Raw genomic sequence first — 26,711 nt, 5'->3', positions numbered from 1 at the left:
TTCCGCCCATGAGCTCCACCCGTCCGCTGGTGATCGCGACCGCCTTCGCCGCAAGCCTCGTCCTTGGTCTCCTGATCGTATTCTGGGCGATGGGCGGGGTCAGCAAGGTGGCGCAGCCGGCCGCGATCGGCGGCCCGTTCCAGCTCACCGACCAGAACGGCAAGGCCGTCACCGACAAGAGCCTCAAGGGCAAGCCGACCCTGATCTTCTTCGGCTACACCCATTGCCCCGACGTCTGCCCGACCTCGCTGTTCGAGATTTCGGAAGTGCTGCGTGCGATGGGCAAGGACGCTGACAAGGTCAATGCCGTCTTCATCTCAGTCGATCCCGAGCGCGATACGCAGGCCGCGATGAAGGATTATCTGTCGAGCTTCGACCCGCACCTCGAAGGCCTGAGCGGCGATCCTGCCGAGACCGCCAAGGTGATCACCTCCTACCGCGTCTACGCCAAGAAGGTCCCGACCAAGGACGGCGACTACACCATGGACCACACCGCGCTGATCTATCTGATGGATCGCGACGGCCGCTTCGTCTCGCCGTTCAACCTGAAGCGCACGCCGGAAGAAGCCGCGGTGGACTTGAAGCGGTATTTGTAAGTTTGGCGGACTGATCGCGCGGCGTACTCGGTAACCTCTCCCGCTTGCGGGAGAGGTCGGCGCGACGCGCCGGGTGAGGGCTCTCTCCACGCAGGGGCTCTCCCCTGCGGACACACCCTCGACCCTTCCCCGCAAGCGGGGGAGGGAGCGCACCGTGGCCGCAATCCGCGCTCGCGTTCCCGGCCGGATGGGCTATAAGGCCCTCCGATCCCAACGAAAATCGTTCATTTCAGCCGATGGCTCCATCGCAACAGGCGAAATCGTCCAAATCCGCCCGCGGCTTGCTGACCGGGCTGGTCGTCGGCGTCTGCGTGCTCGTTGCTGCGCCGTGCGTGCAGGCGCAGGCTCCGGCCAAGCAGCCCCCAACGGCACCGCAAGCCTCACCTCAGGTCGCGCCGCAAGCCGCTCCCCAGGCGGTGCCGGGCTTCTGGGACCCGCGGCGGCGGCCGGAACGGCCGGACCTGTCGCGCCTGACCGTGATCCGTTTCCTGACCGAAACTGACTATCCGCCGTTCAACTATACCGGCGCCGACGGCAATCCGGCCGGCTTCAACGTCGATTTCGCCCGCGCTCTGTGCGAGGAGATCAAGGTCACCTGCACGGTGCAGATGCGCCGCTTCGAGACGCTGGTTGATGCGCTCGCCTCCAACCGGGGCGACGCCATCATCGCCTCGATGGCGGTGAGCCCGCAGCTCCGCGCCCGCGTCGACTTCACCGATCCCTACTATCGCGTGCCAGCGCGCTTCGCCTCGCGCAAGGACGCGGTGATGCCGGAGATCCGGCCCGAATATCTCGAGGGCAAGAAGGTCGGCGTCATCGCCGGCTCCGCGCATGAAGCCTATCTCAAGGCGATGTTCACCGACGCCGAGCTGCATCCCTATCCCAACGACGACGCGATGCGCGCCGCGCTTCGCAAGGGCGAGGTCGACTTCATCTTCGGCGACGCCATCGCGCTCGCGTTCTGGATCAACGGCACCGATTCCGGCGATTGCTGCGCCTTCTCCGGCGGTCCCTTCGTCGAAAGCCGCTTCTTCGGCGAAGGCATCGGAATCGCCGTGCGCAAGGGCAACGACGTGCTGCGTCAGGCCCTGAACTGGGCGATGTTCCGCGTCTGGGAGAAGGGCCGCTACACCGATCTGTGGCTGCGGTATTTCTCGGTGAGCCCGTTCTAGTCCCACGCGCCGTTACCAATTCCTCATCCTGAGGAGCTTGCGTAGCAAGCGTCTCGAAGGATGACGGCCCCGCTGTTGGCCGCTCCGTTCGAGACGTGCGCTTCGCGGGGCCCCTCAGGATGAGGATATGTCGTATCTGCGACACCGGCGCATTAACCGTCCGCTCATCCTTTTCGTCAAAATAGCACCGCTCTGGCCGCAGCGTCGCTCGCGGAGCGGCCTGCCGCGTGGTGAAATCGAGCTTCGGCTTCGAGTGGTGTGATGCGTAGCATAATGATTTTCGCGGCGATCATGATCGGCCTCGGCACCTTCATGGCGCAGATGGCGGACAGGATGAGCTCCGCCTCGGCGACGTCGGTGCCGCGTACGGTAGCAGTCGCGTCTACCGCGCCGGCCGGCGGCCGTAGCCTCAACATCCCCCGCGACGGCCGCGGCCACTTCCAGACCGAGGGCCGGATTGAAGGCCAGCGCATCGGCTTCATGGTCGACACCGGCGCCTCCGTGGTTGCGCTGAACGAGACCTCGGCCGCCCGCTTCGGCCTGCGTCCCTCGCGCAGCGATTACAACGCTACCGTCTCCACCGCCAACGGCACCATCAAGGCCGCGCGCACCCGCATCGCCATGCTCGATGTCGGCGGCCTCGTCGTACGCGACGTCGATGCCATGGTGCTGCCCGACGAGGCGCTGTCCGAGAACCTGCTCGGTCTCTCCTTCCTCTCCCGCCTCAGGCGGTTCGAATACGCCAACGGTCAGATGGTGCTGGAGCAGTAAAGGTCCTCCCAAAGGCTCCGGCGACCACATACTCTCAAGAAAATCTCTATTTCGATTGCTCTCGCGGACAGGTTTCCCCGTTACCAAACTGCCGCAATTATCATCCATAAGCTGCCATTCCCGCCTTCCGCTGCAGCCCGGCATTCGCTAAGGCTGCATCAAATCTGGCTCTTTTTTACGAGACCGTCTCAATGTTCCCCAAGCCGAAATCCGTGTTGCTGCCCAACACCTATGCCTTCGAGTCCGAGCCGATGGTGAAGGCCACGGGCTTTCGCGAATACGACGCGCGCTGGCTGTTCCAAAAGGAAATCAACCTGATGGGAATCCAGGCGCTCGGCATGGGGCTGGGCGCGCTGATCGCGGAGCTCGGCGTCAGCCAAGAGATCGTCACCGGTCATGATTTTCGCGGCTATTCGGCTTCGATCAAATATGCCCTGATCTCCGGCCTGATGGCGGCAGGTTGCAAGGTGCACGACATCGGGCTCGCGGTGACGCCGATGGCCTATTTCGCGCAGTTCGACCTCGATGTGCCCTGCTGCGCCATGGTCACGGCCTCGCACAACGACAATGGCTGGACCGGCGTGAAGATGGGCGCGAATCGGCCGCTGACCTTCGGCCCGGACGAGATGACGCGGCTGAAGGAGATCGTGCTGGGCGCCGAGTTCAAGAACAAGGCCGGCGGCTCCTATCAATTCCACGAGAATTATCCGGCGCGCTACATCGCCGATCTCACCAGCCGCCCGAAGCTCAAGCGCAAGCTCAAGGTCGTCGCGGCCTGCGGCAACGGCACCGCCGGCGCGTTCGCGCCGCAGGTGCTGGAGGCGATCGGCTGCGAGGTGATCCCGCTCGACACCGAGCTCGACCACACCTTCCCGAAATACAATCCGAACCCCGAGGACATGGAGATGCTGCACGCGATCCGCGACGCGGTGCTGCAGCACAAGGCCGATGTGGGTCTCGGTTTCGACGGTGACGGCGATCGCTGCGGCGTCGTCGACAACACCGGCGAGGAGATCTTCGCCGACAAGGTCGGCGTGATGCTGGCGCGCGACATGTCGGCAATCCACAAGGACGCGCAGTTCATCGTCGACGTGAAGTCGACCGGCCTGTTCATCACCGATCCGGTGCTGCAGAAGCAGGGCGCGAAAACCACCTATTGGAAGACCGGGCATTCCTACATGAAGCGCCGCACCCATGAGACGGGTGCGCTCGCCGGCTTCGAGAAGTCCGGCCACTTCTTCTTCAACAAGCCGTATGGACGCGGCTACGACGACGGTCTCGTCTCGGCGCTCGCGATCTGCGACATGCTCGACCGCGCCCCCGGCAAGTCGATGGCCGATCTCAAGAACGCGCTGCCGAAGACCTGGTCGTCGCCGACCATGTCGCCGCATTGCGGCGACGAGGTGAAGTACGGCGTCATCGACAAAGTCGTGAAGCACTTCGAGGGCTTGCAGGCGAAGGGCGCCAAGATCGGCGACCAGTCGATCCGCGATCTCGTCACCGTCAACGGCGTCCGCGTCACGGTCGAGGACGGCAGCTGGGGCCTGGTGCGAGCCTCCTCCAACAAGCCCGAGCTCGTCGTCGTGGTCGAGAGCCCGGTCTCCGAGCGGCGCATGCACGACATGTTCGAGATGGTGAACAGCGTGCTGCGCACTCATCCCGAAGTCGGCGAGTACAATCAGAAGATTTGAAGTGTAAGCAAGTCGCCACGCACGCCGCTGTCATGCCCCGCCTAGTGCGCAATTGCGCACGGGGGGGCGGGGCATCCACTACGCCGAGGCTTCTCGATCGATTTCAGTCGTCACGGCGCATTGGATCGCCCGGTCAAGCCGGGCGATGACAGTTTACTTGTAGTGAGCCTTAAGCCGCCACCACCGCCGGGATCGGCAGCGCGGTGACCGACTTGATCTTCTCCATCGCAAAGCGCGAGGTGACGTTCTTCAGCGGCACGGCGCTGATCAGTTTCTTGTAGAACACGTCATAGGCCTGCATGTCCGCGACGACGACGCGCAGCATGTAGTCGACGTCGCCGGCCATGCGATAGAACTCCATCACCTCTGGCATGGCGCTGACGGCGTCGGCGAACTTCTTCAGCCATGCGTCGGAGTGGTCGGAGCTCTCGACCGACACGAACACGGAGATGCCGAGCCCGATCTTGTTCTGGTCGACCAGCGCCACCCGCTTGGTGATCACGCCGTCGGCCTCCAGGCGCTGGATGCGCTTCCAGCAGGGGGTCGAGGACAGGCCGACGCGGTCACCGATCTCGGCGACGGAGAGGGAGGCATCGTCCTGGAGCACCATCAGAATCTTGCGGTCGATGGCGTCGAGGCGGCGGCTGGTCTCGGGGAGCTGGACAGCAAGATCGGTCATTTGCAGAACTTTGTTCCATTTCAGGAGCTGATTTCCCTGATATAGAGAAAATCTTTCCACGGCAAGCCTATATTCTCGCCGCCTCGGTGGAATCCCTCTGCTGCCCGCTTCGCAAAAGCTCTTCAACTTCAACGCGTTGCGGGGCGGCTAGGCCGCCGCCGAGGCGGGTGCATTTCAGCGCTGCGGCGGCCGCGGCGAATCGCAGCGCCTGCCGCACGCCATCGCCCTCGGCGAGGCAAAGCGTGAAGGCGCCATGGAAGACGTCCCCGGCGCCGAGCGTATCGACCGCCTCAACCGCGAACGCCGGGGTCTCCTCCAGTGCGCCGGCCTCGTTCAGCCAGATCGTGCCATGCGGACCGCGCGTGGCGGCGAGGAAGGCTGGCGTCAGCCCGGCCAGGCGCTGCAACGCCTCGCCGTCATCGGCGATGCCGGCGGTCTCCTGCACCTGTTCGCTGGCGAACAGCAGGTGCGAGGCGGCCGTGAGCATGCCGTCCTGCAACGACATCGCGCGATCGACGCCGACGATGACGGCAATGCCGCGCCGGCGTGCCTCAGCGCAGAGGCCCGTGCCGAACGATGCGCAGCGGCTCTCGACGAGCACCGCCTGACAACCGGCGAGCAGCTTGTCGGCGTCGGGCAGCTGCACGGTGAACAACGCGGGATCGCGATAGATAGTGAGCGTTCGTTCGCCCGAGGGCTCGATCATGATCGCCGACACCGGCGTCGTGAGCCCCGGCATGCGGACGATGTGTGTGGTCTCGATAGCTTCAGCTTGCATCCGGTCCAGGATGAAGTGGCTCGACGTCTCCCCGGCATCGCCCATGGGTCCGGCAAAGGAGACGCGGCCGCCAAGCCGCGTGATGGCGATCGCGGCGTTGAGGGCGTTGCCGCCGCAGATCTCCGCGAGATGGCTGGCATTCGCCTTGCTGCCGCGCGCAGGCACGGCATCGACGCGAAAGGTCAGGTCGCGAACGGGAATGCCGATGCAGAGGATGCGCGGCGCGATCACAGAGTGCGCCATCTCCGGTCTCAGCTCTTGTCGTGCACCCAGCGGCCGAGCAAATGATGGGCGATGGCGAACGGGTGCGGGCCGGCGAGCCCGTCGGGATGCGTCCGCGTCAGCATCAGGGCGGCCTCCTCGCGCGTGAACCAGCGCGCATCCTCCAGCTCGGAATGATCGACGACGATGTCCTCGCTCACGGCCCGCGCGCTGCAGCCGATCATCAGCGATGACGGATAGGGCCAGGGCTGGGTCATATAATATTCCACGTCGGTGCAGCGGATCCCGGATTCTTCGAGGATCTCGCGGCGCACCGCGTCCTCGATGGTTTCGGCGGCCTCGACGAAGCCGGCGAGGCACGAATACATCCCCGGCGGAAACTGCTTCTGGCGGCCGAGCAGGCATCTTTCGCCGGCGCCGACGTGCATGATCACGACGGGATCGGTGCGCGGGAAATGCTCGGCCTTGCAACTCGGGCACTCCCGCTTCCAGCCGCCTTCCTTCATCGCGGTACGGGTGCCGCAATTGGCGCAATAGCCGTGGCGCTGATGCCAGCTCACCATCGACTTCGCCATCGCGATCGCCGACAGCTCCTGCGGGGGCACCGCGCCCTGCATCGCCATGCCGCGCAGCTCGCTGAGGGCGTAGTCTTCGCGCCCGACCAGCTTCTCGGACGCGGCCTGCGACAGGCCCATCCCGAACATCGCGGCGCCGTCACGCAAGCCTAGGAAGATCGTGCCCGGATTGGCGCCGCATTTCAGCGCCTCCTCGATCGAGAGCAGCGCGCGCACTTTTTCGCCCTCGCGCTTCACCAGCAGCGAGTCGCGGTAGACGACATAGGCGCGCGACGACGGCTTCTGCTCCATCGCGAACAGCTTTTCGTCGTCGCGGCGCAGGTGCGCGGCGCGGTCGAGAATGTTGGTGACGAAGGCCGGTTGTCCCAGCGGAAACGAGTTGAATGCTGACATGTCTTGTTCTTTCAACCCAACCAGATCTTGCGGCGAAGCGCGCTGATGAAATTCTGCACCTCTGTGGCATCGTGCGCCAAGGGCTGCATCACGCCCCAGACCGGCCGCGGCCAGGCGGCGTCACCGGTGCGGCGCGCGATGATGTGGACGTGAAGCTGCGGCACGAGGTTGCCGAGTGCCGCGATGTTGAGCTTGTCGCATTGGGTGATCTCCTTCAGCGCGCGCGAGACGCGGGAGATCTCCGTCATCAATTGCGCCTGCTGCACCTCGTCGAGATCGATGATCTCGACCGCATCGGCGCGCCGCGGCACCAGCAGCAGCCATGGATAATGCGCGTCCTTGATGACCAGCACCTTCGACAACGGCAAATCGCCGATGTCGATAGTGTCCTCTTTCAGACGGGAGTGCAGCGACCAGACGGGTTCGGACATGAAGGTTTCCGGATGGCCCGATGGGTATCGGGCATGGCGGGGCGGAACCCCTGAATATTTGCTCCGACCATACGACAGCGATTCCGGTAGGGGAAGGATGGCGCTCCGCAGGGGCCGCATACGCGATCGTCGTCCTGGACAAGCGCAGCGCAGATCCAGGACCCACTACCACAGGATTGGGCTTGGCGAAGTTTCGGGGTTTACCGACTTCGTGCCACAAACTTCTCCTTGGGGTAATGGGTCCTGGCTTTCGCCAGGACGACGGTGGGGGCGTGCTTTTACGCCTCCGCAAGCACCCGCGCATTGGCGCGGACCGAGGCTTCGCTGACGCGGATGCCGAGGCCCGGGCCGTCCGGCACCACGACGTGGCCGCCGCGATTGGCGACGCGCTCTTCCAGCACGTCCTCGGTCAGCACATGATGCGGCATGTAGAATTCGCAGCCGAGCGAGATGCCCGGCGTCGCCGCGATCAGCTGCGTCCCGGCGGCAAGCCCGATGCCGCCCTCCCACAGCGTGCCGCCATAGCCCGGCAGCCCGGCGACGTCGGCGATCGCCATGATCGCCTGCGCCTCGAACAGGCCGCCGGCCTTCATCAGCTTGATCGAGACGGCATCTGCCGCCTCGCGGCGCACCACCTCCATCATGTCGCGGCGGTCGAAGCAGCTTTCGTCGGCGAGCACGGGCGTCTCAAGCGCCGCGGTGAGCTGGGCCATCACGTCGAGAAATTTGCGCGGCACCGGCTGCTCGATGAAGGTCGGCGCAAACTGCTCGACGTCGCGCAGGATCTTGATGGCACCGAACGGCGGCAGCGCCTGGTTGTAATCGACGCGTAGATCGACCTTGTCGCCGAATTCTTTCCGGATCGCCGCGAGATGATCGAGATCCTCGCGATGCGGCTTCACGCCGGTCTTGACCTTGTAGATGACGTTGCCGTCCGGAACCATTTTCCGCATGCGTTCGAGATCGGCGGCGAAATCCGGATCGGCGATCGAGAACGACAGCGGGATCGTGTCGCGCACGCGGCCGCCGAGCAGGTCGGCGACCGAAAGTCCCGACGACTTGCCGACGATATCGAGCAGCGCCATTTCGATCGCGACCTTGGCTTCGGCATGTCCGACCAGCGCGCGATCGAGCTCGGCCATCAGCGCGCGGATGCGGCGCGCCGACTTGCCCATCACGATGGGCCGCAAATAGATGTCGAGCGCGGAGAAGGCCGCTTCCGGCGTTCCCGTGAACACTTCCCACGGTGCCGCCTCGCCCCAGCCGATCACGCCATCGTTCGACGTCAGCTCGATCAGCACGCGCTTCACCGTGCCCTTGACGTTGCCGACGCCCTGGAGGCGCGCCATCTTGATCGGGCTTTCGATCAGGAACAGCCTGATGCGTTCGACGGTCGCTTCGGTCATGTCAGGCCTCCATTGACGTGCCAGACCTGGCCTGTGACGTAGGATGCTTTTGGGGAGGCCAGGAAGGCGATGATCTCGGCGACTTCCTCCGGCCGCCCGCGGCGACCCATCGGGATCAGCGCCTCGGTTGCGGCGATCTGTTCGGGTGACAGCCGGCTTTCGCTGGGCCTGTCCTTGACGATGAGGCCCGGCGCGACCGCGTTGACGGTGATGCTCTCCTTGGCGAGCTCGACTGCGGTGAGGCGCACCAGCGCTTCGAGCGCGGAGCGGCTCGCGGCCGTCGCTGCGAAGGGCGCGAACTCCGGCCGGATCGCATGCGCGACGAACGACGACACTGCCACGATCCGCGAATCCTGCCCTGCGCGTAGCAGCGGGAGCGCCGCGTCCACCAACCGTGTGAACGCCAGCGCAGATTCGTCCATTGCCTTGCGGAACTGATCCGCCGGCGTACCGATGGCGCTGCCGCGGCGGGCATGGCCGCCGACCAGGATCAATCCATCGAGCCGGCCGAAGGCGCCTTGCGTAGCGGCGACGGCGTCGGTGACCGCGGCCCCCTCGGCGAGGTCGCCGAGGCATTTCGCAACGATCGCGCCTTGCGCTTCGGCTTCCGCCGCGGTGGCGTCGAGGCCGGCTGCGTTGGAGCGCGTGTGCAGCAGCAGCGCGGTGCCGGGCCCCGCGAGCAGTTTTGCAGTGGCGCGGCCGATCCCGCTGGCGGCACCGGTGACAAGATAGACGCGGTTGATTTCAGGCATCACGGTGCTGCGTTGGCCGGCGGCAATGCGCCGGTGCGGTGGAAATGGCTGAGGAATGCGCGCGTCGCGGCTTCCTGCGGGTTGTCGATCACCTGCCGCGCCGGGCCTTCCTCGACCACGACACCGTCGCGCATGAAGATGACTCGGTCGGCGACCTCGCGGGCAAAGGCGATCTCGTGCGTCACGATGACCATGGTCATGCCCTCCGACGCCAGCTGCTGGATCACGGCGAGCACCTCGCCGACAAGCTCGGGATCAAGCGCGGAGGTGGCCTCGTCGAACAGCATCACGTCCGGCTCCATCGCGAGCGCCCGCGCAATCGCGACGCGCTGCTTCTGTCCGCCGGAGAGCGTTGCCGGATATTGATCCGCCTTCTCCGCAAGGCCCACCTTCGCGAGTTGGGCCCGCGCCAGCTTCTCGGCGTCAGCCCTCGCCATGCGCCGCACCGTGACCGGCCCCTCCATCACGTTCTGGAGCGTCGTCATGTGCGGGAATAAATTAAAATGCTGGAACACCATGCCGGTGGTCGCGCGGAATTTGGCCTGCGTCTTCACGTCAGGCAGCTTTGTGCCTTCTCCGAAAGCAAAGCGCGTGTCTCCGACGCGAACGCTGCCGCCGTCGGGTGTCACCAGGAGATTGATGCAGCGGAGTAGCGTCGACTTGCCGGAGCCGGACGGGCCGATCAGCGCCACGACACCGCCCTTGGCGACGTCGAGGCTGATGCTCTTCAAAACCTCGTTGCTGCCAAAGCTCTTGCGCAGGCCACGGATCTCGATTTTCGACATCTCGCTCATTCGCCGACTGCCAGTCGTTTCTCGCCGCGCCGGACCATGATGGTCAGGGGAATCAGGATGGCCGCATACGCGACCGCGACGGCGGTGTAGGTTTCCAGCGGGCGGTAGCTGTCATGAGCAGCGACCTGGCTCTGATAGACCAGATCAGGCACCGCCAGCACCGAGACCAGCGAGGTGTTCTTGAACTGGATGATCGACTGGTTCATCAGCGCGGGAATCATGCGCTTGATCGCCTGCGGCAGCACGATGCGTCGCATGCTCTGACCCGGAGTCATGCCGAGCGCGGCGCCGGCTTCGGACTGGCCGCGGTCGATCGAGATGATGCCGCCGCGGATGATCTCCGAATAGAACGAGCCGCCATAGAGCGACAGCGCCAGTGCGGACGCCGTGATCGGCGTCATCTCGACACCCGCCAGGATCGGCAGCGCGTAATAGAACCAGATCAGCTGCACCAGGATCGGCGTGCAGCGGAACGCCTCGATGAAGGTGAGCGCGAGAAGGCGCACCGCGCGAAAGCGCGACAGGGTGCCGAACGCGCCGAACAGGCCGAAGACGAGGCCGAGCACCACGATGACAACGGTAAAGCCGACGGTGACGCCGAGCCCGTTGAGAAAGAGCCAGCGATAGCTCCAGAGGATGCCGAAGTCCCACTGATACATGCGTGTATTGCTCGTCGTACGCCTTGACCGCCGGCATTGTCGTTCCGGGGCGATGCGAAGCATCGAACCCGGAACTTCGAGATTCCGAGTTCGCCCTTCGGGGCGCCCCGGAATGACAGTGGAAGACTACAGCGAAACGCCCGGCGGAATGTCCGCCTCGGTCACGCCCACCAGTTCCATGTTGGTGATGATCGCGTTGCGGATGAAGCCGAGGCCCTTGTTGAAGTCGATCCAGGTGTTGACGTAGTCGCGCCAGGTCTTGTCGGTCTCGCGGCGGAAGCCGGCGTTCGACGTGGTGGCGAAGATCGGCGTCGGCAGCACGAACTGGCCGAGCGACGGATTCTTCTTCAGCACGGTCAGCGACAGCATGGTGATCAGGCACTGCGCGTCGACGCGGCCGGTCTGCAGCGCGGCGGTGGCGTCGTCGGCGGTCTTCAGCCGCGAGATCTGCGCCTTCGGCGTCAGGCGGCTCACGACCTGGTCGTGCGAGGAGCCCTGGTCGACCGCGATCTTGACGTCGGGCGAGTTCAGCTCGGCCCAGCTCTTCGGCTTGAAATCCTTCTTGCAGAGAATGCCGAAGGCGTTGTTGAAGACCGGCACCGAGAAATCGACCACCAGCGCGCGCTTCGGAGTCGGGTTGAGGCCGAAGAAGATGTCGATCTTGTTGGACTGCAGGTCGAGCACCGAATTGCCCCAAGTGGTCTCGGTGATCTCGAGCTCGGCCTCCATGTCGTCCGCGAGTGCTTTCGCGATGTCGACGTAAAATCCCTTCCACTGGCCCGTCGAAAGATCCTTCATGTAATAGGGCGCGCCGCCGCCGACCGCGCCGATCCGCATCTTCTTGGTGCGGCGGATGCGGGCGAAAGTCGATTCGTTGGTATCGGCGGTCTGCGCCACGGCCGGGGAGGCCAGCGTCGCCGCAGCCATCGCGCCAAGCCCGACAATCGATGCAACATCACGACGTGTAACCATTGGGATCAATCGCTTTTCTGTTGGAAGGAGTTCCGGCAGCGTTCTTACCAAGGCGCCTCCGGCAGTGAAAGCACAGCCTATCGGCTGGGCAGACCGGGAATTGCCCGGATGCTGGGCAAGCCACCGTGAAGCCCAGCCTGTTCAAGCCGATACCCGCTTGCTTTCCGGTCCTTTTGGCCCCAAATAGGGACCGGGAGATTGGCGGTGGACGAGCCACTCGCCAACCGGGTCAGGTCCGGAAGGAAGCAGCCCTAACGAGGTCCGGATCGGGTCGCTCGTCAGTCTCCTACCTGTTTTTCCGAGCGAATTGCGCCGGCGGCTCGGGCCGCCAGCGCGCTCCTTTCCGCAAAGCCGGCCGAAAGACACTTCATTGCGGATCGACCGATGACCGACGCTGGCGCCCCTCCCAATCCTGACAGCGCCGGCCGGGCCAGCACGCCCTACCGGGTGCTGGCGCGGAAATACCGTCCTTCCTCATTCGACGATTTAATCGGCCAGGAGGCCGTGGTCCGCACCGTCTCCAATGCGTTCGAGACCGGCCGCATTCCGCAGGCCTGGATCCTCACCGGCGTCCGCGGGGTCGGCAAGACCACCACTGCGCGCATTCTTGCCCGTGCGCTCAACTACGAGATGCCGGATGGCTCGGTGAAGGGCCCGACGGTCCAGATGCCGACGCTCGGCGTGCATTGCCAGGCGATCATGGAAAGCCGGCACATGGACGTGCTGGAGATGGACGCGGCCTCGCATACCGGCGTCGACGACGTTCGTCAGATCAATGACAGCGTCCGATACGCGCCGGCGAGCGCCCGTTACAAAGTCTACATCATCGACGAAGTCCACATGCTGTCGACGGCGGCGTTCAACGCCTTCCTGAAGACGCTGGAGGAACCGCCGGAGCACGCCAAATTCGTGTTCGCCACGACGGAGATCCGCAAGGTTCCGGTGACCGTGCTGTCGCGCTGCCAGCGTTTTGACTTGCGCCGCGTCGAGGCCGACGTGCTGATGAAGCATCTCGCCAACATCGCGGCCAAGGAAAACGTCGAGATCGAGCCGGAAGCGCTCGGCATCATCGCGCGGGCCGCTGAAGGCTCGGTGCGCGATTCGCTCTCGCTGCTCGATCAGGCCATCGCGCATGCGGCCGGCACCGTGAAGGCCGATGCCGTCAGGCAGATGCTGGGGCTCGCCGACCGCACCCGTGTCATCGACCTGTTCGACTCGCTGGCGCGTGGCGACATCGCGTCCGCGTTCAGGGAGTTCCGCGACCAGTACGACGTCGGCGCCGATCCGATCGTGGTGCTCTCGGATCTTGCCGAGTTCGTCAATTTCGTCACCCGCGTGAAGATCGTGCCGGCGACCGCCGACAACGTCGCCTATGGCGAGACCGAGCGCGTACGCGCACGGGATTTCGCCTCGAAGATCTCGATGCGCGTGCTGTCGCGGATGTGGCAGATGCTGCTCAAGGGCATCACCGAGGTGCAGGCCGCGACGCGGCCCGCCGCGGCAGCCGAGATGGTGCTGGTGCGCATCGCCTATGTCGCCGACCTGCCGACGCCTGACGAAGCGATCAAGATGCTGGAGCAGAGCGGCGGCGGTTCGCCGGTCGTGAGCGGCGGCAGTGCCGCGCGCAACGCGCCGGCCGGGCCGGTAGCGTCCGCAGCTCCAGTTCGCATGCCGAATTCCTCGCCGTCCTCCTTCGGCGGCGGCGGTGCCCGTCCGCAGATGGCAACGCCTGCGCCGGATCCGCAAGCTGCCGCGCCCGTGTTGCGCGTCACGAGCTTCACCCAGCTCGTTGCGCTGGCCGGGCAGAAGCGCGACCTCCTGACCAAGGGCGCGCTCGAAGGCGACATGCGCCTCGTTCGTTTCGAGGAGGGCCGGCTCGAAGTCGCGCTCGAGCCCAACGCCTCCAAGACCATGATTTCCGATCTCGCGCGCAAATTCGAGCTTTGGACCGGGCGTCGCTGGACCGTGATCGTCTCCAACGAGCCAGGCCAGCCGACGCTGCGCTCGGTGAGCCAGGCGGCCAAGCAGGAACATGCGCGCACCGCCGAGGCCGACCCGCGCGTGCGCGAGGTGCTGTCGCGTTTTCCGGGTGCGAAGGTCGTCGAGGTCCGCAGGCTTGCCCCCGAGGCGCCGGAATCCGATATTAATGCCGACTACGGCAGCGACGATCCGCCCGACGGTTCCGACGGCGACGATCTCTAGAGCCAAATTTTCCAAGGACAGCACCGATGGTCGATATTTTCGGCATGATGAAGCAGGCGCAGCAGCTGCAATCCAAGATGCAGGAGATGCAGGACCAGCTCGCCAACGTCGAGGTCGAGGGCATCTCCGGCGGCGGTCTCGTCGCCGTGCGCATGACCGCGAAGATGGACGTCAAGGGCGTCAAGATCGATCCTTCGCTGATGAAGGCGGAAGAGCGCGAGGTGCTCGAGGATCTGCTCGTCACCGCGTTCGGCGAGGCCCGCCGCAAGGCGGAAGCCGCCATGCAGGAGAAGATGCAGTCGCTCACCGGCGGGCTCGGCCTGCCGCCGGGGCTGTCGGGGCTGTTCGGCCAGTAATATGGGCGCTGTTGCGGGTCCTGAGATCGAGCGGCTGGTCCAGCTTCTCGCGCGGCTGCCGGGCCTCGGCCCGCGCTCGGCGCGGCGCGCGGCGCTGCATCTGATCAAGAAGCGCGAAGCGCTGATGATGCCGCTGGCCTCGGCGATGCAGGTCGCGCTCGAGAAGGTCCAGGTCTGCAAGACCTGCGGCAACATCGACACGCAAAGTCCCTGCACGGTCTGCACCGATCCGAGGCGCGATCCCTCGATCATCGTCGTCGTCGCCGACGTTGCCGATCTCTGGGCGCTGGAGCGCGCCAATGCCACGCAAGGGCGCTATCACGTGCTTGGCGCGACATTGTCGCCGCTCGACGGCGTCGGCCCGCAGGACCTCACCATCGAGGCGCTGGTGGCGCGCGCGCATGAGGCGCAGGTGCATGAGGTCATCCTGGCGCTGAATGCCACCGTCGACGGCCAGACCACGGCACATTACATCACCGACCTGCTTCAGGACGCCAACGTAAAAGTAACCCGGCTCGCCCATGGTGTCCCGGTCGGTGGCGAGCTTGATTATCTCGATGAAGGCACGCTATCGGCCGCGATGCGGCAGCGTACCCTGTTCTAGCCATCCAGACTCACGGAACGGACGACATGACGAAACTTTTCGCCACACGATGGGCTTTGCTCGCGACGCTGACGATGCTGGCGACGCCGGCCATCTCCGCGCAGCAGGACGACGGCGCTCCGCCGCCGTCGAAGCCCGGCAAGCCGATCAATGCCGGCGAGGTGCTCTCGGGCGAGCTGAACACGATGAAAGTGCGCGACGTCAAGAACGTCGGTAAGCGGATTGCGATGTACCAGATCACCTCCGAGCCGCGCCGGCTGCCGCCGCCGAACGGACTGTGCAATCTCGAGACCGGCCCCGAAACCTTCCAGCTCGTTCCCAGCGGCGACGCCCAGGCCGCACAGTTGAAAACGTTCGCCGGCAAGGAGATCTCGGTCAAGGTCGACGAGATCGCCTGCGCCAACGATCCCGGCCAGATGAGCGAGGCCGTGATCACGAAGTGGAGTTTGATCAAGAAGCAGTAGGGGCGGCGCTAAACCCTTACCGGCCCCAGCGCATCAAAATGCCCGCGCTTCTGCAGCCAGGCCAGCAGCACCAGGCTCGGGATCGCCACCAGCATGCAGATCACGAAGAACAGCGGCCAGCCGGTGGTATCAGCCACGAAGCCAGCGCCTGACGAGAGATAGGTCCGCCCCACCGCGGCAAGCGCTGTGAGCAGCGCATACTGCGTCGCCGTGTGCAGCGGGTTCTGGCAGAGCGCCGAAAGATAGGCGACGAAGATCACCGTGCCGATGGCGCTGGTGAAGTTCTCACAGGTGATGGCGAAGGCGAGCGCCCATTGGCTGGTGCCGACGAAGGCCAGCCAGGAGAAGGAGAGGTTCGCGAGCGCCTGCACCACGCCGCCGATCCAGAGGCTGGTCGCAAGCGAATAGCGCCGCGCGACGAAGCCGCCGGCAAAGCCGCCGATCAGCGTCGCGGCGAGACCGACGCCTTTCACGATCGCCGCATAGTCGTTGCGGGAGAAGCCGAGGTCGATCACGAACGGCGCGGTCATCGTGCCGGAGAAGGCGTCGGTGAACTTGAACAGCACGACGAAGGCGAGTGCCGCAAGCGCGTCCTTGCGCGTCAGGAATTCGGAGAAGGCGCCGACCGCCGCGTGCAGCACGCGCGCCAACGCGGTCTGCGTCTGCGTCGCGGCTTCCGCCCGCACCGACTGCTCGGGCTCGGTCGCGACCAGCGCCGTGATCGTCCCGATCAGCACCATCGCCGCCATCACCACATAACCCCACATCCAGGCGGACGTGCGGGTGATGCCGGTGCTCTCGAAGCCCGAGACGATGAACAGCGCGCCGGCGGTCGAGACCAGCATGCCGATGCGATAGGCCGCGACATAGGACGCCATGCCGGCGGCCTGCTCGCTTTCCGGCAGGCTCTCGACCCGGAAGGCGTCGACCACGATGTCCTGCGTCGACGAGGCCGTCGCCACCAGCAATGCGCCGAGCGCGACGTAGAACGGCGAGCGCGCGGGATCGGTCAGCGCCAGCAGCAGGATCGCTGCGATCAGCAGCAATTGCGAGAACAGCAACCAGCCGCGCCGCCGCCCGAACGCGCGCGTGAACAGCGGCACATGCATCGCATCCACCAGCGGCGCCCACAGGAATTTCAGCGTGTAGGGCGTGCCGACCAGCGCAAACAGCCCGATGGTCTTGAGATCGACGCCCGATTCCCGCATCCACACCAGCAGCGTCGAGCCCGACAAGGCCAGCGGCAGCCCGGACGAGAAGCCGAGGAACAGCACGATCAGCACCCGCGGTTGCAGGTAAACGGCAAGGCTGTCACGCCAGGAGGTGGGGGCCGTGCCGGGGCCGGCAGGGGAGGTCGCGTCGGGTGCGGTCATGGCAGGGTGTTAGCAGATTCTGGCGGCCATAAGTGAGGTGTCGCTCCTGCCGGCCAAAGAGGAGGCGTCGTCGCCCGGCTTGACCGGGCGACCCAGTATTCCAGAGGCCGGCATTATGGGGGGCAGCAATCCCCGAATAGAGATCGTTCCAATCCGGATTGTCTTTCTCGATCAGCGCGATCTTCCAATCGCGCTTCCACTTCTTCAGCCGCTTCTCCCGTTTGATCGCATTCTCCGGGTCGTCGAACTGCTCGAAGTAAACGAGCTTCACGACATCGTAGTCTTTCGTGAAGCTCTCGATCAGTTTCAACTTATGCTCTGCCACCCGGCGAATGAGGTCATTCGTCACGCCGATGTAGAGTGTGCCTCCGATCTTGCTGGCGAGAATGTAGACGTAGTAGCAGCGAGCGCCCATCTGCCGCCTCTGGGATACTGGGTCGCCCGGTCAAGCCGGGCGACGACAGTGTGTTCTATATTCTACTCCCCCGCCTGGAGCTTCCGCGGGAACAGTTCGGCAGCGCCGGTCGCCACGAGATGTGGGGCTTCGGGCGCATCGCTCTTGCTGAAATCGAGCTCCTCGATCCGGCCCGCGCGCTTCTCGATCTTGTCGGCGGAGATCAGGATCTGGCGGACGTCTTCGTTGGCGTCGGCAAAGTGCTTCTGCAATTTCAGCACGCGGTCGCGCAGGCGGCCGAGATCGTCGCCGAGCTTGATCACCTCGGTCTGGATCTGGTCGGCAGCGTCGCGCATACGCGCGTCCTTCATGATCTGCTGCATCACCTGGATCGCCAGCATCAACAGCGAGGGCGACACCAGCACGACGCGGGCGCGATACGCCTTCTGAATCACGTCGTCGAAACCGTCGTGGATTTCGGCGTAGACCGATTCCGATGGCACGAACATCAGCGCCATGTCCTGGGTCTCGCCGGCGACGAGATATTTTTCCGCAATGTCGCTGACATGCTTCATCACGTCGCCACGCAGCCGCTGCGTGGCGATCCGCTTTTCCTCGTCGGTGCGCGCACCATGCAGCGCGGTCATCGCTTCCAGCGGGAATTTCGCGTCGATGCAGAGCGGCCGCTGGTCGGGCAGGAACACGACGCAGTCAGGACGCTTGCCGGTCGAGAGCGTGAACTGGAACTCGTAGGCGCCCTTCGGCAGACCGTCCTGGACGATCGCTTCCATTCGCGCCTGCCCGAAGGCGCCGCGCGACTGCTTGTTGGCGAGCACGTCGCGCAGGGTCGTCACCTGCGTGGTGAGATCGGTGAGGTTCTTGTGCGCGCTGTCGATGATGCCGAGCCGCTCGTGTAGTGCGCGCAGGCTCTCCATGGTGTTGCGGGTGGTGTGCTCCATGGACTGGCCGACGCGGTGGGTCACCGAATCCAGCCGCTCGTTGACCGCGCGTGCCATGTCAGCCTGGCGGCCGGCCAGCGTCTGGGTCATGGCGTCGACGCGCCCCGAAGCCTCGCTCTGGGCATGCAGCATCTGGCTGATGCGTTCCTCGAGCTCGTCGGCGCGGATCGCGTTCGCCATCGCGAGTTCCGCCCCGCGCCGCCCGGAGCGGGCGATCACGACGGCGATCGTCACCATCAGGATAAGGACCAGGGCGCCGAAGCCGATCAGCGCGTCCACGGTGCGCACCGGCCAGTCGCCAAGCATGAAAATGATCTCGTTCATGCCCCTGCTTCTAGCCGATTCGCTCGCCCGCACGAACGAATAGCGAACATTTCGGGCAAATGCCCTGTTGATTTTGATGGTTAACGAAACCCGAAGTTTTATGGTTAGCGGAGGGTTAACGGGGTTCCCGGCCGGATTGACCGCATCGAACGCGCGGCTTAAATCGCGGCCATGGCCCTCAGAGAAATCATCATCCTGCCCGACAAGCAGCTGCGTCTGGTCTCCAAGCCGATCGAGAAGGTCACGCCGGAGATCCGCAAGCTTGCCGACGACATGTTCGAGACCATGTACGACGCGCCCGGCATCGGGCTCGCGGCGATCCAGATCGCGCAGCCGTTGCGGCTGATCACCATGGACCTCGCCAAGCCCGACCAGGACGGCGAGACCAAGCCCGAGCCGCGCGTCTTCATCAATCCGGAAATCATCGCCTCCTCCGAGGACCTGTCGGTTTACGAGGAAGGCTGCCTGTCGATCCCCGAATATTACGAGGAGGTCGAGCGGCCCGCGAAGGTGCGCGTGCGCTACATGGATTTGGACGGCAAGGTGCACGAGGAGGACGCCGAAGGCCTCTACGCCACCTGCATCCAGCACGAGATCGACCATCTCAATGGCGTGCTGTTCGTCGACTACCTGTCAAAGCTCAAGCGCGACCGCGTGCTGAAGAAGTTCGAGAAAGCCGCCAAGCGCGGCGAGTGAGTAGGGTTCTCTCTCGTCGTCATGGCCGGGCTTGACCCGGCTATCCACGCGTTGCTTGCTTGTCGCCAAGACCGTGGATGCCCGGGACAAGCCCGGGCATGACGGAGAACCATCCTTACCGAGCGCCGCCACATGTCCCTCCGCCTGATCTTCATGGGCACGCCCGATTTCTCCGTGCCGACGCTGCTCGAGCTCGTCGCGCACGGCCACGAGATCGCGGCCGTGTATACGCGCGCGCCGAAGCCCGGCGGCCGGCGCGGGCTGCAATTGCAGCCGACCCCGGTGGAAGAGGCTGCGCGAAAGCTTGGCGTGCCGGTGCTGACGCCGAAGACGTTGAAAACGCCAGAGGCGCTGGACGAATTTCGCGCCTTCGACGCCGATGCCGCCGTCGTCGTCGCCTATGGCATGATCCTGCCACAGGCGATCCTCGATGCGCCAAAGCTCGGCTGCTACAATCTGCACGCTTCGCTGCTGCCGCGCTGGCGCGGAGCTGCTCCCATCAACCGCGCGATCATGGCCGGCGATGCCGAGAGCGGCGTGATGGTGATGAAGATGGATGTTGGCCTCGACACCGGCGACGTCGCCATGGCCGAGCGTCTCGCGATCACGGACAACATGACCGCGCTCGATCTGCATGATCGTCTGTCCCGGCTCGGTGCCGATCTGATGGTGCGCGCCATGGCTGCGCTCGATCGCGGCGGGCTCCAGTTGAAGAAGCAGAGCGAGGATGGCGTCACCTACGCCGCCAAGATCGACAAGGCCGAAGCGCGGATCGACTGGACCAGGCCCGCGCGCGAGGTGCTGCGCCATATCCACGGCCTGTCGCCGTTTCCCGGCGCCTGGGCCGAGCTCACCGGCGTGAGCGAGAACGCGCGGGTAAAAATCCTGCGCTGTGAATTGGCGAAGGGTTCGGGCGCGCCGGGCGAGGTGCTCGACGATCACCTCACCATCGCCTGCGGTGAGGGCGCAATCCGCCTGATCGAGCTCCAGCGCGAAGGCAAGGCGCGCATGCAGGCCGCGGATTTCCTGCGCGGCGTGCCGTTGAAGCCCGGCGCCAAATTCACCTGACGCTGTCATACCCCGCGAAGGCGGGGTATCCAGTACGCCGAGGCTTCTCGGTCGAATGGATAGGCTGCGGAGTACTGGATCGCCCGGTCGAGCCGGGCGATGACAGCGAAACTGGACAAGATGCCCCGCTACAAGCTCATCATCGAATATGACGGCGCGCCGTTCTTCGGCTGGCAGGTGCAGGAGACGCTGCCCTCGGTGCAGGGGGCGCTGGAAGCGGCCGTGAAGGCGATGACCGGCGCGGATGCGCGCGTGCACGGAGCGGGCCGCACCGATGCCGGCGTGCATGCGCGCGGCCAGGTCGCGCATGTCGATGTCGACAAGCAGTTTCCGCCGGGCCGTTTTCGCGATGGCTTGAATGCGCATCTGCGCCCGCATCCGGTGGCGGTGCTCGAGGCGGACATCGTGCCTGATAGCTTTGAGGCGCGCTTCTCGGCCGTGAAGCGCCACTATCGCTATCGCATCGTCAACACCCGCGCCAATCTCGCGCTCGATGCCGGCCACGCCTGGCGCGTGCCGCGCCGGCTCGACGCCGATGCGATGCATGCGGCGGCGCAACGCCTGCTCGGCAAGCACGATTTCACCACCTTCCGCGACACCGAGTGCCAGGCCAGGTCGCCGGAGAAGACGCTCGATCAGCTCGACGTGTTGCGCGACGGGCGCGAGATCACGATTCTCACCTCGGCGCGCTCGTTCCTGCATAGCCAGGTGCGCTCGATGGTGGGGTCGCTGATGTGGGTCGGCGAAGGCCGCTGGACGGCCGACGATCTCTCCGCGGCGCTCGCCGCGCGCAACCGCGCCGCCTGCGGCATCGTCGCCCCGCCGGACGGGCTGTACCTGATGCAGGTGGATTATTAGAGCGTGATGCCGCCACTGGCGTCATGGCCGGGCTTGTCCCGGCCATCCACGTGCGGCAACATGCGACCATGCATGGGGGATGGGTGTACATCCTGGCGAGCGCGGCCAACGGCATTTTATATGTCGGTGTGACGAATGACATTATTCGTCGCGTGTACGAGCATCGAAATGGACTCGTGCCTGGCTTCACCAAGAAGTACGGAGTCAAGCTGCTCGTCTATTTCGAGCGCTATGAAGACATCCAGACTGCCATCCAGCGCGAGCACAACATCAAGCATTGGTCACGGACGTGGAAGGTCAGGCTAATCCTGAAGGACAATCCCGAATGGAAGGACCTTTACGATACGATTGTCCAGTAAGGCGGGCCTGAGCTCCCGCCACAGGCGTCATGGCCGGGCTTGTCCCGGCCATCCACGAACTTTCCTGCAAGGACGCCGAAGAACGTGGATGCCCGGGACAAGCCCGGGCATGACGGCGGACTGATTGGCGGCAGCGAGATAGCCTCACAGCCTACCCAAAATACCTCGTCAAAATCCCGCGATACACCTTCGTCAGCTGCTCCAAATCCCTGACCGGCACGCGCTCGTCGATTTGGTGCATGGTCTGGCCGACCAGGCCGAACTCGATCACCGGGCAATAGCTCGAGATGAAGCGCGCATCCGAGGTGCCGCCTGAGGTCGACAGCTCCGGCTTGCGGCCCGTCACCTCCTCGATCGCGGACACCGCGAGCTCGGTGAACGGGCCGGGCTTGGTCACGAACACGTTCGAGTTCGAGGGCTCCCAGACGATGCGGGCGCGGATGCGGTTGCCGCAGGTTTTGGTCAGCCGCGTCTCGACCAGCTCGCGCAGGCTCGCCTGGGTGTGGTTGTCGTTGTAGCGGATGTTGAATTTTGCGCGGGCTTGGCCTGGGATGACGTTGTTGGCGGTGTTGCCGACGTCGACCGAGGTGAATTCGAGATTGGAGGCCTGGAACTGCGCGCTGCCATGGTCGAGCGGCTCGTCGGAGATCGCCACGATCAGCCGCGCGATGTCAGGCACCGGATTGGCGGCGCGGTGCGGATAGGCGACGTGGCCCTGCACGCCGTCGACATACAGCGTGCCGGATTGCGAGCCGCGGCGGCCGACCTTGATGGTGTCGCCGAGGGTCTCGACATTGGAGGGCTCGCCGAGCACGCAATGATCGAATTTCTCGCCGCGCTCGGCCGCCCACTTCAACAGCTTGATGGTGCCGTTGATCGAGACGTCTTCCTCGTCGCCGGTGATCAGAAAGGAGATCGAGCCTTTGACATCGGCGCGCGGCTTGCCGTCGTTGGCGGCAAGATGCTCCAGCACCGCGGCGACCGAGCAAGCGATGCCGCCCTTCATGTCGACCGCGCCGCGGCCATGCAGAAAGCCGTCCTTCACCTCGCCCGAGAACGCGCCGACGCTCCAGGCGCTCTCGTCGCCAGGCGGCACCACGTCGGTGTGGCCGGCAAAAGTGATGTGCGGCCCGTCAGTGCCGATCCGCGCATAGAGATTGTCGACGTCGGCGGTGCCAGGCTCGCTGAAGGTGACGCGGTGGCATGTGAAGCCGGCCACGGTGAGAGCTTGTTCGAGCACGCCCAGCGCACCGGCATCGGCCGGAGTTACCGAGGGGCAGCGGATGAGATCGCGGGCGATCGAGAGAGCATCGGTCATACGCCCCGCTTAACATGCATGCCGCCGGGTGGGCTAGCACTGGGCGGGACAAATTCGATCTCGCTCTGCTGGTCCCAGCTGTTCGCCGCAGGCGAGGCGGGCGCGGAGTCATCCTCAACCTCGGCCAGTGGATCGGGGCCGAATCGGTTGTCGCCGGAGGTGCCGGGCACAATGAACATTTCGACGAGGCCCCAAAACCACGGAATGTGCATGGCCCAGGCGAGGGCAACAGCCCAGTTTGAATTGGTGGGCAGCAGGTCCGAGAACTGGTCGAACAACGCGGGCACGACGAAGAACGGAACAAGCCACCAGCCGCTCCGGTCGCGATCGTGCAGTCGCTTGGTCGCGGTTGCGAGGTAGATCCACAGGAATAGCGAGGTGCCGAGCACCTTGAAGATGAGGGGCGCGCGGTCGGTGGTTGCCAGCAGACGATAGGCCCTGGGATCGACCAGCTTGAAGATGCCGTCGATACCGAAGTCGAGGTCGAGCCTGTAGTTGAAGGCGAAAGTTGCGGCCCCGTTCATCACCCTGATGGCCTGGTCGATCATCCCGAGCAGGCAGGCCAGCACCATGACGATCAGCAGCGCCTGCCACAGCAGGGCGCGGTTGATGCGGCCGTCGAAGCGGAAGAGATACCAGGTCCAGTCCATGCCAAAGGCTCCGGGCGGGAGAGGTCGCCCGGATGTTGGTCGCGATGGAGGGAGGGAGGGTTCGATGGACCCTCGGCGTCGTCCCGGCCTAGTGCGCAATTGCGCACGGGGGCCGGGACCCATACCGCGGAATCTATCGGTCGTGGACGGTCGGCGTACCCAACTGCAAATCTTCGCCAAACCACTGCCTGTGGTTATGGGTCCCGGCCTTCGCCGGGACGACACCGACGGATCAATCCCGCAGCAGCTCGTTGATGCTGGTCTTGGAGCGCGTGCGCTCGTCGACGCGCTTGACGATGACGGCGCAGGCGGTGCTCGGGCCGATCTGGCCGTTCTTCATGGGCTTGCCGGGCAGCGCGCCGGGAACGACGACTGAATACTCGGGCACTTCGCCGATAAAGACCTCGCCGGTGTCGCGGTCGACGATCTTGGTCGACGCACCCAGGAATACGCCCATCGACAGCACCGCGCCCTTGCGCACGATCACGCCCTCGGCGACTTCGGAGCGCGCGCCGATGAAGCAATCGTCCTCGATGATCACAGGCTCGGCCTGCAGCGGCTCGAGCACGCCGCCGATACCGACGCCGCCGGAGATGTGCACGCGCTTGCCGATCTGCGCGCAGGAGCCGACGGTCGACCAGGTGTCGATCATGGTGGATTCATCGACATAGGCGCCGAGATTGACGAAGGACGGCATCAGCACGACGTTGCGCGCAATGAAGGCCGAGCGGCGCACGATGGCGCCGGGGACGGCGCGGAAACCGGCGTCGCGAAAGCGGTTCTCGCCCCAGCCGTCGAACTTGGAGGGCACCTTGTCCCACCAGGTCGCCTTGCCGGGGCCGCCGGGAATGGCGCCCATGTCGTTGAGGCGGAACGAGAGCAGCACCGCCTTCTTCAGCCACTGATTGACCTTCCACTTGCCGTCGGCCCCGCGCTCGGCAACGCGGGCCTCGCCCTTGTCCAGAATCTCCAGCGCGTGATCCACTGCCTCGCGAACCTCGCCCTTGGTCGAGGTCGAAACGCCGTCGCGCGCCTCGAAGGCGCCGTTGATGGTGGATTCGAGGGCGGACAGGGACATCGGGATTTCCTCACAGGCAGGCGGGAATTTGCGGTGATTTGGAGCGCTTTTTCGGGATTTGGGGGGACGGAGTCAAGCTTGGTTCGGTGTCATCACCCGCGAAAGCGGGTGATCCAGTACGCCGCGGCGGTCGTGATGACTCGAGACGGCGGCGATTACTGGATACCCCGCCTTCGCGGGGTATGACGGCTACCTTGGTTGGGACAGCCTTCCCAAGAACCCCGCGAGATCATCCGTGACATGGTCGACATGGGCGGCATCACGGCCCGCCAGCTCCCAGTCCTCACGCACGACCTCTTTCGTCCCATCCGGCACCACCAGCACCGTCGTCATTCCGAGTTCGTGCGGGACGGTGAGGTTGCGGGCGAGGTCCTCGAACATCGCGGCGCGGGTCGGATCGACCGAATGGTCGGCGAGAAACTTGCGGTAGGTCTGCGGCGCCGGCTTCGGCTCGAACTCGGCGGCGATGATGTCGAACACGCCGTCGAAATGCGTGGCAAAGCCGAGCCGCGCCAGCACCGCATCGACATGATCGACCGAGCCGTTGGTCAGGATCAGCTTTCGCCCCGGCAGTTTTGCAATGGCCTCGCCGAGTGCCGGGTTCGGCTCCAGCGGCGAGTGATCGATCTTGTGGACGTAGGCGAGATAGTCGTCGGCGCGGACGCCATGCAGGGTCATCATGCCGCGCATGGTGGTGCCGAAACGCTGGTAATAATCCTTCTGGATCTTGCGCGCTTCCACCGCTGTCAGATTCAGCCAGTTGCAAACGAACTCGGTGATCCGTGCATCGACCTGCTGCCACAGATTGACGTGGTGCGGATAGAGCGTGTTGTCGAGGTCGAACACCCAGGTGTCGACATGGCCGAAGGCGCGAGGAGATTTCATTTTCACTCTCTATCCGTTGACCGCGGCGGCGCTCCACCCTCAATCGTCGTCCTGGCGAAAGCCAGGACCCCTACGCCGTGACGGATCATTGGGGCACTCTGGTCGTCGTTCTCTGCCAAACCTAATCCTGCGGTCATGGCTCCTGGCCTTCGCCAGGACGACAGCGGAGTGCGCGTCCTGATCACAACACCACCCGTCACGGCATCGCAAAGCGCAGCGTCTTGCCGCCGCTCGACATGTCCACCGCGCCAAATCCCGTCGCCGCGAAGCCGCGCGCGCCGCAGTCGGTCTGCTCGTTGGTCTCGAACTTGGTCTCGCGCGTGCAAAGCTGCCTGTCGCCGCCCCAGTTCAGCGGCTTGTCCTTCAGCTTGACGATTCGGTTGTCGGCGTCGATGGCTTCCGCGAAGCTGAAGATCTGCTTCGGCTGGCCGCTTACGTCAGGGTGCAGGCAGGTCTTGGGGTCGATGCGATACCAGCCGCGGCTGGTCACCGACTTGCCGTCGTCGGTGGCGACCGCCGCCATCACCTTGTGCGTGGTGTCGTTGCACCAGGTGAGGCCGGTCGCAGACGGCGTCTGCACGGCATCGACCATGGTCTTGAAGAAGTTCGGCGACGACAGGATGTCGGACGACAATCCGCGGCTCTTCAGGAAAGCGGCCAGCGCGCCTTGCGTCTTCGGCCCGTCGACGCCGTCGATTGGCGCGGCGTCATAACCTGCGATCACCAAAAGCCGCTGGATGCCGGCAAGGCGAGCCTGCTCGTCGTCATATTCGGAGTCCTCGGCGAGATAGGCGACGAAATTGCCGTCCGCGCCTTGCGTCGGCGTGATCTGGGTGAAGGCGGCCTGGGTCTGGCCGCTGCGGCACTGCCGCGCGGCCGCGATGACGAAATTGTCTTGCGCGACGCACAGCGTGTCGCTGCCGTTCTGCGGGATCGGGGATGCGCCGTAGACGCCGAGCGCGCGGGCGTTGAGCAGGATGCGGTCGGCGGAGAGCGTGCCCTGCACCACCACGCGGCAGGTAGCGGGGTCGATCCTGAACCAGCCGCGCGTCGCGGTCGCCGCCTTGTCGTCGATGCCGATCGCGGCCTCGACGACATAGGACATGCGATTGCAGATTTTCAGGTCGGCGAAAGCCGGTGCGGAGGAGAACACGAACGAGATGGCTGCAGCAGGGAGCGTCATCAGGAAGCGCGTCAGGACGGAGCGGCGAGGCCGCCGAGTCCTCAACTCG

Annotated in this window: 28 protein-coding genes, 1 other RNA gene and 1 pseudogene; 13 read left to right on the top strand and 17 right to left on the bottom strand. The window is 65.0% G+C overall.

The window, feature by feature from the left end:
- Positions 1-8: 8 nt before the first annotated feature.
- The 4 genes from AC0L3S_RS09520 (at position 9) to AC0L3S_RS09505 (ending at position 4,230) form a co-directional block, all read left to right on the top strand.
- The gene (locus AC0L3S_RS09520) at positions 9-596 is read left to right on the top strand and encodes an SCO family protein (protein ID WP_473264480.1); all 588 of its coding nucleotides are present in this window, start codon (positions 9-11) and stop codon (positions 594-596) included.
- A gap of 236 nt (positions 597-832) precedes the next feature.
- Positions 833-1,768 carry a transporter substrate-binding domain-containing protein gene (locus AC0L3S_RS09515; protein ID WP_473264479.1) on the top strand — a complete coding sequence of 312 codons (936 nt, stop codon included), beginning with the start codon at positions 833-835 and terminating at the stop codon, positions 1,766-1,768.
- 261 nt (positions 1,769-2,029) lie between these two features.
- The gene (locus tag AC0L3S_RS09510) at positions 2,030-2,539 is read left to right on the top strand and encodes a TIGR02281 family clan AA aspartic protease (protein ID WP_473278873.1); all 510 of its coding nucleotides are present in this window, start codon (positions 2,030-2,032) and stop codon (positions 2,537-2,539) included.
- A gap of 191 nt (positions 2,540-2,730) precedes the next feature.
- Positions 2,731-4,230 (top strand): phosphomannomutase/phosphoglucomutase, encoded by a 1,500-nt coding sequence (locus tag AC0L3S_RS09505; RefSeq protein WP_473278871.1) that lies wholly within the window; start codon positions 2,731-2,733, stop codon positions 4,228-4,230.
- A 169-nt stretch (positions 4,231-4,399) separates the two neighbouring features.
- Here AC0L3S_RS09505 and AC0L3S_RS09500 read toward each other — a convergent pair whose 3' ends face one another.
- The 9 genes from AC0L3S_RS09500 to AC0L3S_RS09460 form a co-directional block, all read right to left on the bottom strand.
- Positions 4,400-4,909, bottom strand: a complete 510-nt coding sequence (locus AC0L3S_RS09500) for an Lrp/AsnC family transcriptional regulator (RefSeq protein WP_473264477.1) — start codon at positions 4,907-4,909, stop codon at positions 4,400-4,402.
- Between the two features lie 67 nt (positions 4,910-4,976).
- Complete coding sequence (locus AC0L3S_RS09495) at positions 4,977-5,930, bottom strand: sugar kinase (protein ID WP_473264476.1); 954 nt, start codon at positions 5,928-5,930, stop codon at positions 4,977-4,979.
- A gap of 8 nt (positions 5,931-5,938) precedes the next feature.
- A complete protein-coding gene (gene nudC, locus AC0L3S_RS09490) occupies positions 5,939-6,877 on the bottom strand; it encodes an NAD(+) diphosphatase (protein WP_473278870.1) in 939 nt (312 codons plus the stop codon).
- Between the two features lie 11 nt (positions 6,878-6,888).
- Complete coding sequence (locus AC0L3S_RS09485) at positions 6,889-7,308, bottom strand: HIT domain-containing protein (protein ID WP_473264474.1); 420 nt, start codon at positions 7,306-7,308, stop codon at positions 6,889-6,891.
- Between the two features lie 278 nt (positions 7,309-7,586).
- Complete coding sequence (locus tag AC0L3S_RS09480) at positions 7,587-8,714, bottom strand: muconate cycloisomerase family protein (protein ID WP_473264473.1); 1,128 nt, start codon at positions 8,712-8,714, stop codon at positions 7,587-7,589.
- Complete coding sequence (locus AC0L3S_RS09475) at positions 8,711-9,466, bottom strand: SDR family NAD(P)-dependent oxidoreductase (RefSeq protein ID WP_473278868.1); 756 nt, start codon at positions 9,464-9,466, stop codon at positions 8,711-8,713. Before AC0L3S_RS09475 ends, AC0L3S_RS09480 begins: the two co-directional genes overlap by 4 nt.
- Positions 9,466-10,260, bottom strand: a complete 795-nt coding sequence (locus tag AC0L3S_RS09470; RefSeq protein WP_473278867.1) for an amino acid ABC transporter ATP-binding protein — start codon at positions 10,258-10,260, stop codon at positions 9,466-9,468. The genes AC0L3S_RS09475 and AC0L3S_RS09470 overlap by 1 nt, the downstream gene beginning before the upstream one ends.
- Complete coding sequence (locus tag AC0L3S_RS09465; RefSeq protein ID WP_018453014.1) at positions 10,257-10,919, bottom strand: amino acid ABC transporter permease; 663 nt, start codon at positions 10,917-10,919, stop codon at positions 10,257-10,259. Before AC0L3S_RS09465 ends, AC0L3S_RS09470 begins: the two co-directional genes overlap by 4 nt.
- A 126-nt stretch (positions 10,920-11,045) precedes the next feature.
- Positions 11,046-11,891: a transporter substrate-binding domain-containing protein gene (locus tag AC0L3S_RS09460; RefSeq protein ID WP_473278865.1), complete on the bottom strand. Its 846-nt coding sequence runs from the start codon at positions 11,889-11,891 to the stop codon at positions 11,046-11,048.
- Between the two features lie 193 nt (positions 11,892-12,084).
- On the opposite strand from AC0L3S_RS09460, the gene ffs reads away from it, so the two are divergent.
- The 5 genes from ffs (at position 12,085) to AC0L3S_RS09435 (ending at position 15,517) form a co-directional block, all read left to right on the top strand.
- An RNA gene (gene ffs, locus AC0L3S_RS09455) (signal recognition particle sRNA small type) lies at positions 12,085-12,181 on the top strand.
- Between the two features lie 94 nt (positions 12,182-12,275).
- Positions 12,276-14,093 (top strand): DNA polymerase III subunit gamma/tau, encoded by a 1,818-nt coding sequence (locus tag AC0L3S_RS09450; protein ID WP_473278864.1) that lies wholly within the window; start codon positions 12,276-12,278, stop codon positions 14,091-14,093.
- Between the two features lie 26 nt (positions 14,094-14,119).
- The gene (locus AC0L3S_RS09445) at positions 14,120-14,449 is read left to right on the top strand and encodes a YbaB/EbfC family nucleoid-associated protein (protein ID WP_007597704.1); all 330 of its coding nucleotides are present in this window, start codon (positions 14,120-14,122) and stop codon (positions 14,447-14,449) included.
- A 1-nt stretch (position 14,450) separates the two neighbouring features.
- The gene (gene recR / locus AC0L3S_RS09440; protein ID WP_473278863.1) at positions 14,451-15,053 is read left to right on the top strand and encodes a recombination mediator RecR; all 603 of its coding nucleotides are present in this window, start codon (positions 14,451-14,453) and stop codon (positions 15,051-15,053) included.
- A gap of 26 nt (positions 15,054-15,079) precedes the next feature.
- Positions 15,080-15,517 carry a hypothetical protein gene (locus AC0L3S_RS09435; RefSeq protein ID WP_473264465.1) on the top strand — a complete coding sequence of 146 codons (438 nt, stop codon included), beginning with the start codon at positions 15,080-15,082 and terminating at the stop codon, positions 15,515-15,517.
- A gap of 8 nt (positions 15,518-15,525) precedes the next feature.
- Here the strand turns inward: AC0L3S_RS09435 and AC0L3S_RS09430 are convergent, their stop codons facing one another.
- The 3 genes and pseudogenes from AC0L3S_RS09430 to AC0L3S_RS09420 form a co-directional block, all read right to left on the bottom strand.
- Entirely contained in the window at positions 15,526-16,890 is a 1,365-nt protein-coding gene (locus tag AC0L3S_RS09430; protein ID WP_473264464.1) for an AmpG family muropeptide MFS transporter, read from the bottom strand.
- Positions 16,891-17,008: 118 nt separating this feature from the next.
- Positions 17,009-17,305: pseudogene (locus tag AC0L3S_RS09425) on the bottom strand (GIY-YIG nuclease family protein); the annotation flags it as partial.
- A 62-nt stretch (positions 17,306-17,367) separates the two neighbouring features.
- Entirely contained in the window at positions 17,368-18,567 is a 1,200-nt protein-coding gene (locus tag AC0L3S_RS09420; protein WP_473278862.1) for a DNA recombination protein RmuC, read from the bottom strand.
- Positions 18,568-18,738: 171 nt separating this feature from the next.
- Here AC0L3S_RS09420 and def point away from each other — a divergent pair, with 171 nt between their 5' ends.
- From def to AC0L3S_RS09400, 4 genes are all read left to right on the top strand, one after another.
- A complete protein-coding gene (gene def / locus AC0L3S_RS09415) occupies positions 18,739-19,263 on the top strand; it encodes a peptide deformylase (RefSeq protein WP_473278861.1) in 525 nt (174 codons plus the stop codon).
- A gap of 132 nt (positions 19,264-19,395) precedes the next feature.
- Complete coding sequence (gene fmt / locus AC0L3S_RS09410; RefSeq protein WP_473278860.1) at positions 19,396-20,331, top strand: methionyl-tRNA formyltransferase; 936 nt, start codon at positions 19,396-19,398, stop codon at positions 20,329-20,331.
- 120 nt (positions 20,332-20,451) lie between these two features.
- Positions 20,452-21,189 (top strand): tRNA pseudouridine(38-40) synthase TruA, encoded by a 738-nt coding sequence (gene truA, locus AC0L3S_RS09405; RefSeq protein ID WP_473278884.1) that lies wholly within the window; start codon positions 20,452-20,454, stop codon positions 21,187-21,189.
- Between the two features lie 23 nt (positions 21,190-21,212).
- Positions 21,213-21,548 (top strand): GIY-YIG nuclease family protein, encoded by a 336-nt coding sequence (locus AC0L3S_RS09400; RefSeq protein ID WP_473278859.1) that lies wholly within the window; start codon positions 21,213-21,215, stop codon positions 21,546-21,548.
- A 151-nt stretch (positions 21,549-21,699) separates the two neighbouring features.
- Here the strand turns inward: AC0L3S_RS09400 and dapE are convergent, their stop codons facing one another.
- From dapE to AC0L3S_RS09375, 5 genes are all read right to left on the bottom strand, one after another.
- Positions 21,700-22,866, bottom strand: a complete 1,167-nt coding sequence (dapE, locus tag AC0L3S_RS09395) for a succinyl-diaminopimelate desuccinylase (RefSeq protein ID WP_473278858.1) — start codon at positions 22,864-22,866, stop codon at positions 21,700-21,702.
- The gene (locus AC0L3S_RS09390) at positions 22,863-23,516 is read right to left on the bottom strand and encodes a DUF805 domain-containing protein (RefSeq protein WP_473278857.1); all 654 of its coding nucleotides are present in this window, start codon (positions 23,514-23,516) and stop codon (positions 22,863-22,865) included. Before AC0L3S_RS09390 ends, dapE begins: the two co-directional genes overlap by 4 nt.
- A 232-nt stretch (positions 23,517-23,748) precedes the next feature.
- Positions 23,749-24,594 carry a 2,3,4,5-tetrahydropyridine-2,6-dicarboxylate N-succinyltransferase gene (gene dapD / locus AC0L3S_RS09385; protein ID WP_473264456.1) on the bottom strand — a complete coding sequence of 282 codons (846 nt, stop codon included), beginning with the start codon at positions 24,592-24,594 and terminating at the stop codon, positions 23,749-23,751.
- Positions 24,595-24,783: 189 nt separating this feature from the next.
- Positions 24,784-25,479 (bottom strand): pyrimidine 5'-nucleotidase, encoded by a 696-nt coding sequence (locus AC0L3S_RS09380; protein ID WP_473278856.1) that lies wholly within the window; start codon positions 25,477-25,479, stop codon positions 24,784-24,786.
- 196 nt (positions 25,480-25,675) lie between these two features.
- Positions 25,676-26,662: a DUF1036 domain-containing protein gene (locus tag AC0L3S_RS09375; RefSeq protein WP_063996732.1), complete on the bottom strand. Its 987-nt coding sequence runs from the start codon at positions 26,660-26,662 to the stop codon at positions 25,676-25,678.
- Positions 26,663-26,711: the final 49 nt, after the last annotated feature.

The sequence above is a fragment of the Bradyrhizobium sp. Ken01 genome (genome assembly GCF_055807355.1).
This window is presented reverse-complemented; position numbering and strand designations above follow the sequence as displayed.